We start from the raw sequence: 11,434 nt of genomic DNA, 5'->3' as shown, positions 1-11,434 counted from the left end.
ACGCTAGCAGGCGTATTGCGGCAGCGCTTGCGGGTTGACCACCTTCGTCCGGTCGCGTTCACTGCATTCATGCCCCTTGGTTCGTCGTTTCGCTCAGCGGAACAAATGCGCGGCGCCGTGCACACCCTGGTGATCGACGCCCTGGCCGCCGCCGAGACCCGCGGGCCATCGCGGGTCGACACCGTGCTGATCGACCTGTGGGGTGTCGGCCTCGCCGGCGCGCGCACGCCCGAGGTCGCTGCCCTGGTGGCCTCCCGCCGTCGCGAACCGGGGCGCTGGATCACCCTCGGCGGTGGGGCCACTGGCTCCGCCGAGGCCGTCGCCCTCCTCGACGCGGTGGCGTCGTGCTGCCTCGAACTCGACGAGGGCAACAAGTACGCCGCGGGCCACCCCGCAGCGCACGTCGTTCCCGCCGCCGTCGCCGCCGCACGCCTCGCGGACGAACCGGTCCCGGGGACCACGTTTCTCACCGCCGTCGTCGCCGGCTACGAGGTGGCCACCCGGTTCGGCCACGCCCTCGACCGCGACCCGCGCTGGCACACCCACGGCCACTGGGGCGCGACCGGTGCGGCCATGGCCGCCGCCGTCGTGTGGGGCCTGAGTGTCGACCGCGCGGCCGCCGCGGTGGACGCCTCGACGTCCCTCGTCTCGATCGCTCCGTGGGAGGTGGTGCTGCAGGGGCAGTTCGGCCGAAACCTGTGGATGGGCAACGCCGTTCGCGCCGGGCTCGACGCCGCACGGCTGGCCGAGGCCGGACTGGTGGACAACGTCGGGATCGCGTCGGCCACGCTCGGTGGGGTGGTCGGGACCTTGCACGCGGACCGGCTCGCAGTGGAGCCGGGTGTGTTGTCGATCGACCGGGGCTACGCCAAACGCCACGCCAGCTGCTCGTACACCCACGCCGCCGTGGACGTGATTCAGCACCTGCGCCGCACCGGCGGCCTGTCCGCCGACGACGTCACCGACGTGCGGGTGCGCATTCACGGGCTCGCCGAGCCACTGTTCGGGCGCACCCCGACGAATCGTCTGCAGGCGATGTTCTCGCTTCCCGTCGTCGTCGCCGCGGCGCTGGTCGCCGACGAGATCGGCGTCGACACCCTCGACCCCGACGGCGCCACATTCGTCCGCGCGACGTCGGTGGTGGACCGGGTTCACGTCGAGGTGGCCGACCACCTGACCGCGCTGCTCCCCGACCGTCGCGCCGTCGAGGTGGAGCTCACGGTGCGCTCCGGGGAGGTGGTCGCCGCGGGCGCACCCAACCCCGTCGGCGACAGCGACCACTTCCCGCTCGACCGGGATGCCGTCGTCGCCAAGATCGTCGGGCTGGTCGGCGCCTCCGATGCGAGGCGGGTCGTCGGGGTAGTGGGCGGGCTGGCCGGGGCGGCGGACGTCGTGGAGGTGCTGCAGGGGTTGCCGTGAGGCTTGCGCTCGGGTCTCGTGCCGCAGCGAGCCGCGGTGCGCAGCGGGCCGCCGCGGGCCGCGGTGCGCAGCGCACCCGGACTTGCGCACGTTGCAGCATGCGCGCAGTGAGGCGCGCTGCGCACCGCACCGGGCGGTCCGTAACACTCGTCACGTTTCCGGCGACGTGTGCTGTGACCTGTCACGCCTGTAGTCGGAGTTGTCATGCCCAGTTCGTACCCGCCCCCGTTTCAGCCGCCCGTCGTCGACACGAAGAAGAAGAGCCGGAAGGGTCGGATCGGGATCGCCGCGGGCGTCCTGGTAGGCCTGTCCGCGATCGGAATGGCCATGGGCGGTGAGACCGAGCCCGTGTCCGCGAGCACCGAGGCACCCATCACCACCACGGTCGCGCCGACCACCGCCGCGCCGACCACCACCCGCACCACGACACCGACCACCACGCGGGCGACCACCACGACGCCGACCACCACCGTCCCGCCCACCACCGAGACCGTCACCGTCTACGCCCCGCCGCCGACCGTGCAGACCCCGTACGTGGATCCGGACGTCGACCGCGCCTACGTTCCCGCGCCGGTGCCTGCCCCGGTGCCGTTCGTGGCGCCGGCACCCGCACCCGCGCCGTACGTCGCGCCCGCTCAGGCCTCGGCGGAGAAGTCGGCCTACTACAAGAACTGCTCGGCGGCCCGAGCCGCGGGCGCAGCGCCCGTCTACGCCGGCGATCCCGGATACGGCTCCCACCTCGACCGCGACGGCGACGGGGTGGGCTGCGAGAGCTGATCCCCGCCGCTCCGGTGCGCAGCGCACCAGGATCCGCGCAGGTTCCAGCATGCGCGCGGTGAGGTGCGCTGCGCACCGGGCAGGGGGTCAGCGGACGGACTGCAGCACCGCGACGGCGGGCTTGGCGGACCCGTCGTTGCGGTAGACCCCGAAGTAGTTCTCCTTGTCGGGGTTCACGGTGGTGAGGGGGGCGCGGTCGGTGGTCTCGTAGAAGAAGATCGGGCCGGCCCAGGTGTAGGAGAGGCGGAGGTCGACCGCTTGGCGGTAGGCGGTGGCCTGCGCCTGCTCGGTGAGGCTGGGGTCGCCCGCGGTGGCGGCACCGGCCTCGGTCATCACGATCAGCTTCCCGGCGTCACCGTTCTCGGTCATGATCGTGCGCGCGCTCTTCTGGTAGATCGAGCCGTCGGGGTTCCGGAAGTCGATGCTCATCTGCGACCACGCGTTCCAGTCGGCGACGTCGTTCGGCAGAGCGGGTGCGGTGTAGGGATGCCAGCCCAGGGCGTCGAAGGATCCACCCGCCCCGAGGTCGTACATCTGATCGAGATAGGTGAGCGGCGCGATCGCGTGCCCCTCGGGTGACTGACCGGTGGTGCCCCACGGCGACAGGCCCGCGGCGACGACGGTGATGGCGTACGGCGTGGCCGCCTTCATGGCCGGATAGGCCGCGCGGAGCAGGTCGACGTACCCCTGGACGTTGGGTTTGCCGGTGACGGGATCGGCCCAGAACATCCAGAGGTTCGGCTCGTTCCAGACCTCGAACGCCCGGATTCCCTGCGGCGCGTAGCGCGCGACGGTGGTGGCGGCGAAGCGCGCGTAGGCGGCGGGATCCGTCGGGGGTGTGCTGCCGTCGGCGGTGGTACGCGCCCAGGGCGGTGTCTTCTGGATCAACAGCAGAATTTTCAGGCCGCGGGCGCGCGCCGCGGCGACGGCGCCGTCGGGCCCCGCCCAGTTGTACGACGACGGGCCGCCGTCCTGCACCCACCACCAGTCGATCTCGATGCGCACCCAGGCAGCGCCGGTGCCGGCGATGCGGGCTGCTTGGGCACGTTGCACCGTCGACGAGGCTCGGAAATCGATGCCGTTGAGGCCGATTCCCTGCCGCCCGACGTAGGAACTGGCGGCGGACGCCGGCGTGACCGTCAGCGTCATGAGCATCACCGCCAGCAGAAGAAGGATTCGTGTGACGACCGTACGGACCATGGTGACTCCCACCCGATACGGGTGCGACGACGGCACCCGACCAACATTGGAGTCACATCCGTAACACGAGTCACTTCAGAAACAAGAGTACCAACCGAACGGTACTGGCTACCACGGCAATCCGGGCATTCTCGGCGTCCTCGGAGCGAGCGCTGCCCACTCCTGCCGGGTCAGGAACAACGGGTTGGACTGTTGCGGCGACCGCAGCACCTCGAGGCCGGCCAGGTCCGCCGACGCGCGGCACTCGTCCGCGGTGACCGGGCGGGGCAACGCGGTGATCCGCGTGGGCACGTGCAGCCGCCGATCGGCGGGATCGGTGCCCTCGCCGGGCCGTCCCGTCACCTCCCCCACACCCCAGACCCCACGCCCCGGACCGACTCCACCACCGGCCGACACCCACACGACGATCGGATCACCGGGCTGCATCAGGGCCGTCCGGTAGTTCGGCGCCACGCACCACTCGCCGCCGAGGTCCCCCGCCGCGATCATCGAGACGACGTCCGTCAGGCGCGGATTCACCGTGATCAGCCAGGCGCCCAGGTTCGCGCGCGATACCGCCGCCATCGGCGCGCCCTCCGTTCCATGATGTGAGATCGACGTAACATTTCACTGGATCTTGGGTATAAGTCAGCGTCCGACCCTCGCACGGAAGACTCGACATGCCTGCTCACCGCCGCCCGACCAGCACCCGTCGACGCGTTCTGTGGGCCGCTGCGGGCATCACCGCGGTCGCGTTGCCCGCTGCCGTCCTCCCCACGGTGGTCGACACCCAGTCTGCCGTGGCGGCGAGCGACGTCGCGCCCGCCGACCGGCCCGCCCCGGTCGAGACCCCCACCGCACCCTCGGCGATCACGGCGTCGGCGATCGACATCGCCGCACCCGCGGCTGCGTCGGTGTCGGATCCGGACACCACCCTGACGCAGGTCCTTACCTCGGTCGGCTACCCCGCCGACCCCGCGACTCTCGGGTTCATCGATCGCACGGCCGCCGACATCTGCCGTGACCTCGCCGTCGGGCGCGCCGGCATCGACGTGCTCGAGGACGTGTCGGGACGCACCGCACCCCTCGGATGGAGCGACGCGCAGTCCGACGGCCTGGTCTACATCGGTGTGGCGGCCGAATGCTCGGCCTACTCGCACCTGCTTCCCTGACGGCTCACCCGAGGGCTTGCGCCGCACCGTCCCATCCCGGCGGGGCCGGGGACGACGACTGCCAGCGCGCGCCCTCCGCGAGCCACCGCCGTCGCCACTCGCTCTCGGGGATGCCGAGATCGTCGTCGGTCACACCGAACTCGAAACCACACGACGGGCACACCTCGTACGACGGACCCGCGTCCGTTCGGGGCGGCTCCGCGAGCTCGGGGTAGCGGCAGACCGGGCAGAGATGCGCGCTCATCGAGGAACTCCTGGTTGACGGTCCCAGTAGGCGGCACCGGACCCCGGTCGGAAGAAGGTCTTGGTGATGCCGTCGGGAGTGTAGGCGGCGAAGGTGTTCGTCGCCGGGTCGTACATCCGCACCGTGCCGTCGGGTCCGATCTTCACCAGATGCGACGGGTCGTCGCGGAATCGGGCCGCCAGCTCGGCGTACTCCCGAGCCGTCCGGGCGCCGACGTCGGCGCCGTGCCGGGCGAAGTGGTCGTCGAGCGCCCGCGACGACGACCATCCCGGCGCCACGGGCGGCGTCTCCCGAGGAACGACGTCGTCCCAGCGCACCGGGATGCGGGTGGTCACCTCCTCGACGTCGTCGACGACGCGATCGAGGGTGGCCATCGCGGTCTCGTTCCGGCGCATCCGCGCGAAGGCCCCGAGTGCGGCCACGACGGCGCGGACCCGGGACGCGGTGCGGGCGAATCGTCCGGCCGCCACCGCCGCACCCGCGGCTGCGGACAGTCCGGCCGAGACGAACGCCAACCCGATTCCGACGGCGACGGCCGCCGCTTCCTCGAGCGCGAACTGCTCGATCAGATCGCGGATCTGCGACCGCGTGTCGGCGAGCTGATCGGCGAAGTCCCGGCACAGGGCCGCGAGACCCGAACAGGCCCCGGCCGCCGCTTCGACCGCATTCAGCACACGGCGCACGTCGTCCTGCATGGCGTCGATCTCGGGGCTCGTGGACTCACGCAGGCCGTCGGCCACCCCGAGCAGTCGGGTGCGGACGTCGAGCAACTCGCGGCCGACGGTGATCCAGGCCTCCGACGCCGCGCGCAACCGATCGGTGTCGCCGTTGGGGCACGGCACGCCCACGGCGTCGGCGATCTCGACCGCTCCCTGCAGGCCGGGCCCGGCGTCCCCGACCGCGCTGGAAAAGGCCAGGTCTTCCAGGGTGGCGGGCGGACCGGATGTCGGATCCGGCGGCGTCGCGGACGCCGCGATCGAGTCCGCCGTCGCATGGTTGACGGCCGACTGTTCGATCAGCAGGCCGAGCGACGACAGCGCCGACACCACCGTGCGCACGGCGCGGGAGAAGGCGTCGACGTCCTCGTCGTACGCCGTGCCCCAGCGCTCGCCGGCCTCGTCGCTGCCCGCCATCCCGGCCCAGTCCGACGAGCGGACCCACTGACGACGCACGGCGGTCGAGACGGTGTGCGCCTCGTCGTACAGGGCGCGGGCAGCAGCAGTGAGCGCCTCCGGCGCGAGGTCGACGACGATCGGAGCCATCAGCGAGCCCCGAACATGCGCAGATTCGCGGTGACCGCGGCCGAGTACGCCGCATGAGCGGACCGCGCCGCCTCCGCCATGACGGCGAGCCCCTCGGCCATCTCGCGGGCGCCGGCTACGGCGGCGTCGTGGGCTCGTCGATGCGCCGCCGCGGCCTCACCCGTCCACGCGGAGCCGAGGTGGGCCACCCGAGCGTCGACCTCGGCGAGGCGGCGGTCGGCACTCTCGGCCACGGCCTGCAGCCGGGACACGACCTCCATCAGCGGGTCCAACTCGACCCGGAACGCGCTCACGTCAGGGCCAGACGCGTCGCGGCCGTGTTGTCCTCGTGCTCGTAGCCGCCGGCGGCGGTCTCGAGCAGTCGGGCCTGCTCACCGAGAGCGACCACGACCCGCCGGGCGCCGGTGTCCACCTGCTCCCACCCGGCGGCGAAGGCCGCGGCCGCGGCGCCCTGCCACCCCACGGTCCCGGACCGCACGGTGGCCGCTGCGTCGGCCAGTTCCGACCCCCATGCGCCCGCGGTCTCCGCGATCGCTCTGCTCGCGGCGCGGAGTTCCTCCACCCCGACGTCGACGTGGTCCATGTCGCTCCCCCGATCGTTGCGGCTCGTCGGGGGATTGGACGACGCCGGGGAGCGATCGGTTCCGTGCAGCCTCGAGGGGAACGACCACGACGAAGCGGGGCGGGCACATCGGTTGGATGTGCCCGCCCCGCTCGTCGTACTGTCCTCCCTCCGCGACCCGACGCAGCCCCCTCGCCCTCTCGGTTCCCGCGTCGGCGGTCGCGTCGACAGGTGACGGGATCAGCGCGTGCGCGCCTGCTTCACCGTCTCGGCCAGATCGTGGCCGAAGCTCTGCGCGTTCTTGCGCGCCTTCTTCAGGCGACGCTCGGCGACGCGTCGGGGATCGTTGCGACGGCGACGGACCACGACGAGCGCGACGACCGCACCCACGACGGCGGCGATCACCGGGGCGCTGACCGCGCCGGCCTTGGCGACGTCCTTGGCGTCGGCGTCGTAGTTCTTCACCGCGCCGGCGAGTTCGTCGGCAGCATGCTTGGCCTTGCCCGCCACCTGCGACGCAGCGTCCTGGGCGGTGTCCGCGGCCTTCTTGACGGCGTCGGGAGCGTCGGACTGCTTGACCTTGTCCGCGGCATTCGACACGGCGTCCTCGGCCTTGTCGGCCGCGTCGGAGGCAGCGCCCTCGGCCTTGTCGGCGACGTCGGACGCCTTGTCCTGCGCCGCGCCGGCGGCCTGATCGGCCTTCTTCTCGGCCTTGTTCGCGACGTCACCGGCCTTCTCGGCAACGTCCTCGGCCTTGTCCTGCGCGGCACCGGCCGCGTCCTTCGCCGCGTCGCCGGCCTTCTGGGCGGCCTGCTTGCCGTCGGCCTTGCTCTGCTGAGCCGCGCCCTCGGTGCGCAGGCTGTCGTCGCCGGTCGCCTCGCCGACCTTCTTCTTCGCAGCGCCTGCGGCCTCTTCGGCCTTGCTCTGTGCCTTGTCGACGAAATCGGCCATGATCCGCTCCTTTCGGCGCCGCCCGGTCCGGGCGCGCTCGGTGTCTGAGGTCAGTCGTACGGAGAACGAGGAAGCGCACGCCGCCGTCACATGATCTACGTCACAGTGGAGACGCTCCACAGGGGGCCCCGGCGTGGTCGTCCGCGCCTGCCCCGGACCGTAAGGTCGGATGCCATGGGTTCCCAGCGACCGTCGTCCCGCGGGCAGAAGCGCGCCGCCAAGTCCGCCGCTCGCCGTCGCCGACGGGCCGGCGCGCCGACACCGTCGACCGTCGACAAGACGCTCGGCCGATTCTCCGACTGGCTCGAGGGCCTCGACGATCCCGAGACCGACCCGCAGGCGACGGTGCGGGTCGTCGAATCCCTCCTCCGCGAACTCACGCGCGTCCGGCCGCAGTTCACCGCCACCGGCTGGGAGCCGGACGACGCGCATCTCGTCCTCGACGCCGCCGAATCCGTGCTGGCACAGGACACGGACGAGGCCGACGACGCGGCGCTGCACCTGGTGTTCTCCTCCCTCACGTATCTCGCGTTCCTCGACGAGACCGATCTCTGGAGCGGCACCGACGCCGATTTCGAGCACTGCATGGAGGACCTGACGTCCTTCGTCGACTCCATGCCGGACACCCTCACGGTGGACGACGTGACCCTGCCGGACGTACCCGCCGACGAGGAAGCGGCGGCCCTGGCCGACCTGCCCATGATCGCGCGGTGGGACGCCCTGATCGCGTGGTCCGCCGCCGGCGAGACGGTCGACGCGGCGACAGTCGCCAACGCCCTGCGGGTGTCCGTGCCGACGTCGACGTTCCAGGCACCCGCGGACGTCCCCGAGATCGCCGATCTCTGGTTCGGGGCTCTCCTCGGCGGACTGATCACGACCTCGAACGGCGTGGCCGCACCCGGACCGCAGGCCGGCCCCTTCACCGCGCGCGACGTCCTGGCGTTGCGGGCCGCCGTGGCGGGGTACGTGAGCACGCAACTCTCCGCAGGGCCGGAGGTCGACGTCTCGGCGTCCGTCGCCGCGTCGTTCGTGGCCCAGACCGTGCTGGCGGCCATGACGCCGGATCCGCCGGAAGGCAACCTCGACGAGGACTACGAGAGCCTCGAGGGCGAGGATCGGCGGACCGCCGAACTGGTGACGGCACGACTGAAATCCCTCGTCGACGACGGGCTGCTGGTCGACGGCGAGGTGGTGCTGGTGCCGCCGCAACTGTGCCACGCGGTCCGGGACGGTCTGGCCGACGCGGACCTGTTCGGCAACGGCGACAGCGCCACCCACACCGATGCCGACACCGACACCCCGTCCGCCCGGTAACCTGGACGAACCGCTGGTCGAGAGCGGCGGCCCGGTGTCGGGTCACCGGGCCGCCGCCGCCTCAGCCTGCCGGCGGTGTGTCGGGAATTCCGTTCTCCGGCGGCGTCGCCCGCTCGCCGGTGTACTCCTCGACGGGTGCGTCACCGATGTCGGTCACGAGCACCGGCGTCAGGTTCTCCGGCACGCCTCCTCGGATGCGGTAGACGTTGGCTCCGGAGATGCCGAGATGACTCTCGGGCGAGTAGCGGAAGGGCGCCAGCTGCGGCCCCTGGAAGGACTTGCCCTCCGACTGCAGGGCGCTGACGATCGATTCGCGGGTCGGGTTCTCCCCGGCGGCCTGCAGCGCCTGAACGAACGCGTAGGCGTGACTCATGCCGTAGATGCGGTAGTTCGTCAACGGCTCCCCGGTTCCGTTCTGCTCCCACACGCGCTGCCAGAGCTGGGTCCAGGGACTCTCCTGGTCGTCCGTGCCGTCGATGTACTGCAGCGACAGGATGTTCTCCAACGACGACGCGCCGTCGGTCACCGCGCCCTGCGAGAACCGGCCCAGCAGGGAGCCGACGAGATCGACGTCGGACCCGATCGACGAGTAGAACCACTCGGGCGTGTAGTTCAGTCGACGCGAGACCAACTGACTCAGGGCCGTGTACGACGGAACGTTGAACCCGAGCACCAGGTCCGCACCGGACGCCTGCAACTGCGCGATCTGCGGTGCGACGTCGGTGTTGCCGGACGTGTAGCGCGCGACGCCGACGATCCGATCGCCGAGGTACTGGCGAACCGCCTCCTCGCTGTCGCGGCCCAGATCGTCGTCCTGGAGGAACAGGCCGACCTTCGCGTCGGGCCGATTCTCGAGGACCCAGTCCCCGATGATCTTCCCCTCCACCTGGTAATCCGGCTGCCATCCGAAGGTATTGGGGTACTTCTCGGGATCGTTGCCCCACATGATCGCGCCCGAGGAGACGAAGAGGTCCGGCACGCCCTCCTCGTTGAGGAAGTCGATCACCGCGCTGTGCGTCGCCGTGCCCAATCCGCCGACCATCGCGAACACCTCGTCCTGGAGAACGAGCTCGTTGACCACCTGCGTCGTCGTGGTGGGGTCGTAGGAATCGTCGCGCACCACGTACTCGATCTGTCGACCGTTCACCCCGCCGGCGGCGTTGACGAAATCGAAGTAGGCCTTGGCGCCGGTGGGGATCTCGCTGTACCCCGGCGCGGCCACACCGGTCAGCGGATAGTGGGCGCCGATCTTGACCGTCGTGTCGGTGATACCGACGGTGGATCCCTCCGACGAGGTCTCGCCCTCCTCGCGGCCGCCGGCCCCGCAGGACACCGCCAGCAGCGCGGCCGCCGCGAGTGCCGTGGACCGCAGAGCCAAGCGCCGCGGACCCGTTCTCCTCGAGTGCGTCTGGTATGTCATCGCGTCCCTTCCTTCTCCGGATCGTTCGAGTCGTTCAGGTCCCGAGCAGCGGTGGTCGACCGGTACCGCAGGTAGCGCATCCGCACGGTGCCGACCAGCCCGAGCGGAGCGAAGAGGATCACCAGGACGGTGAAGACGCCCGTCACCAGCGGCGCCAGTTCGGCCGCCTGCAGGCTGGTCAGTCCGCCGTCGAGGCCGAGGTTGGTGACCACGGGCGGGATGTACGTCAGCAACGCCGCGCCGAGCAACGCACCGCTGAGGGTGCCCAACCCACCGATGACCACCGCCGAGAGCAACGTCAGCGACAGCACCAGCGTGAACCCACTGGGCGCGGCGATCCTCGACGCCATCGCCATCACCGCCCCGGCCGCACCGGCGCACGCGGCGCTGACGACGAACGCCAGAATCCTGCTGCGCGCGAGGTCGATTCCCGCGATCTCCGCCGCGACGTCGTCGTCACGCACCGCGCGCCACTGCCGACCGACGCGGCCGACCGAGAGGTTGGCGAGGAAGAAGAACACCAGGACGAGGAGGAACCAGGCCACGTAGGCGACGAACTTGGTGGAGGTGAGTTCGTTCCCGGTGACGAAGTACGCGATGTCGTCCAGCGCACGCGGCACGTCCGGGGAGGGCACGATCAGTCCCTGTTCGCCGCCCAGGTACTCCGAGAAGTACAGCGCCAGACCGGGTACGGCCACCGCCAGGGCGAGAGTCGCGCCGGCGAGATACGGCCCGTGCAGTCGCGCCGCGGCCAGACCGACGACGATTCCGACGACGCCGGCCGTGACGGTCGCCGCCAGCAGCACCAGCGGTACGGACCATCCGGATGCGTTCGCGCGCAACAGCAGTGCGGCGGTGTAGGCCCCGATGGCCATGAACGCCCCGTGCCCGAGCGACAACTGTCCGTTGAGGCCGGTGAGCACGGTCAGGCCCCCGGCCGCGACCGCCAGATACGCGACCGAGGTGAGTTGACTCTGGCGGAAGGTACTCACGCTCTCGAGGACGAGGACGATCACCACGACGGCCACCAGAGCACCGAGCAGACGCCGCCGCACCGGGGTGGCGACGAGGCGGCCGAACCGCGAGGTCTGCGTCGGCGACGACGACGGGCGGGATCGGGTGGGTGCGCTCATG

Annotated in this window: 13 protein-coding genes; 4 read left to right on the top strand and 9 right to left on the bottom strand. The window is 71.3% G+C overall.

What is annotated here, in order from left to right:
• Positions 1-105 precede the first annotated feature (105 nt).
• Positions 106-1,419 (top strand): MmgE/PrpD family protein, encoded by a 1,314-nt coding sequence (locus tag A3Q40_RS02760; protein ID WP_068099695.1) that lies wholly within the window; start codon positions 106-108, stop codon positions 1,417-1,419.
• A 204-nt stretch (positions 1,420-1,623) separates the two neighbouring features.
• A complete protein-coding gene (locus A3Q40_RS20710) occupies positions 1,624-2,196 on the top strand; it encodes an excalibur calcium-binding domain-containing protein (RefSeq protein WP_068099694.1) in 573 nt (190 codons plus the stop codon).
• 87 nt (positions 2,197-2,283) lie between these two features.
• Here the strand turns inward: A3Q40_RS20710 and A3Q40_RS02750 are convergent, their stop codons facing one another.
• Complete coding sequence (locus tag A3Q40_RS02750) at positions 2,284-3,396, bottom strand: hypothetical protein (RefSeq protein ID WP_139203955.1); 1,113 nt, start codon at positions 3,394-3,396, stop codon at positions 2,284-2,286.
• Positions 3,397-3,504: 108 nt separating this feature from the next.
• Positions 3,505-3,960: an EVE domain-containing protein gene (locus tag A3Q40_RS02745; RefSeq protein ID WP_068099692.1), complete on the bottom strand. Its 456-nt coding sequence runs from the start codon at positions 3,958-3,960 to the stop codon at positions 3,505-3,507.
• Between the two features lie 95 nt (positions 3,961-4,055).
• On the opposite strand from A3Q40_RS02745, the gene A3Q40_RS02740 reads away from it, so the two are divergent.
• Positions 4,056-4,547, top strand: a complete 492-nt coding sequence (locus A3Q40_RS02740) for a hypothetical protein (RefSeq protein WP_068099691.1) — start codon at positions 4,056-4,058, stop codon at positions 4,545-4,547.
• Between the two features lie 4 nt (positions 4,548-4,551).
• On the opposite strand, the gene A3Q40_RS02735 is transcribed toward A3Q40_RS02740, so the two are convergent.
• The 5 genes from A3Q40_RS02735 to A3Q40_RS02715 all read right to left on the bottom strand — a co-directional run bounded on the left by A3Q40_RS02735 (position 4,552) and on the right by A3Q40_RS02715 (position 7,566).
• Positions 4,552-4,791: a hypothetical protein gene (locus A3Q40_RS02735; protein ID WP_068099690.1), complete on the bottom strand. Its 240-nt coding sequence runs from the start codon at positions 4,789-4,791 to the stop codon at positions 4,552-4,554.
• Complete coding sequence (locus A3Q40_RS02730) at positions 4,788-6,053, bottom strand: WXG100-like domain-containing protein (RefSeq protein WP_068099689.1); 1,266 nt, start codon at positions 6,051-6,053, stop codon at positions 4,788-4,790. The genes A3Q40_RS02735 and A3Q40_RS02730 overlap by 4 nt, the downstream gene beginning before the upstream one ends.
• Complete coding sequence (locus A3Q40_RS02725; RefSeq protein ID WP_068099688.1) at positions 6,053-6,346, bottom strand: WXG100 family type VII secretion target; 294 nt, start codon at positions 6,344-6,346, stop codon at positions 6,053-6,055. The genes A3Q40_RS02730 and A3Q40_RS02725 overlap by 1 nt, the downstream gene beginning before the upstream one ends.
• Positions 6,343-6,636: a WXG100 family type VII secretion target gene (locus A3Q40_RS02720; RefSeq protein ID WP_068099687.1), complete on the bottom strand. Its 294-nt coding sequence runs from the start codon at positions 6,634-6,636 to the stop codon at positions 6,343-6,345. Before A3Q40_RS02720 ends, A3Q40_RS02725 begins: the two co-directional genes overlap by 4 nt.
• Positions 6,637-6,855: 219 nt before the next feature.
• Positions 6,856-7,566 (bottom strand): CsbD family protein, encoded by a 711-nt coding sequence (locus A3Q40_RS02715; protein WP_068099686.1) that lies wholly within the window; start codon positions 7,564-7,566, stop codon positions 6,856-6,858.
• A 174-nt stretch (positions 7,567-7,740) separates the two neighbouring features.
• Here A3Q40_RS02715 and A3Q40_RS02710 point away from each other — a divergent pair, with 174 nt between their 5' ends.
• Positions 7,741-8,880: a hypothetical protein gene (locus A3Q40_RS02710; RefSeq protein ID WP_068099685.1), complete on the top strand. Its 1,140-nt coding sequence runs from the start codon at positions 7,741-7,743 to the stop codon at positions 8,878-8,880.
• 61 nt (positions 8,881-8,941) lie between these two features.
• Here the strand turns inward: A3Q40_RS02710 and A3Q40_RS02705 are convergent, their stop codons facing one another.
• The gene (locus tag A3Q40_RS02705; protein ID WP_068099684.1) at positions 8,942-10,300 is read right to left on the bottom strand and encodes an ABC transporter substrate-binding protein; all 1,359 of its coding nucleotides are present in this window, start codon (positions 10,298-10,300) and stop codon (positions 8,942-8,944) included.
• Positions 10,297-11,433, bottom strand: coding sequence for a branched-chain amino acid ABC transporter permease (locus A3Q40_RS02700; protein ID WP_068099683.1), 1,137 nt, complete (start codon positions 11,431-11,433; stop codon positions 10,297-10,299). Before A3Q40_RS02700 ends, A3Q40_RS02705 begins: the two co-directional genes overlap by 4 nt.
• Between the last annotated feature and the right edge of the window lies 1 nt (position 11,434).

Source organism: Rhodococcus sp. PBTS 1, assembly GCF_001620025.1.
Taxonomy (GTDB): Bacteria; Actinomycetota; Actinomycetes; order Mycobacteriales; family Mycobacteriaceae; genus Rhodococcoides; species Rhodococcoides kroppenstedtii.
Note: the sequence above shows the minus strand (reverse complement) of the source record. Positions and strands in the feature narration are given on the sequence as shown.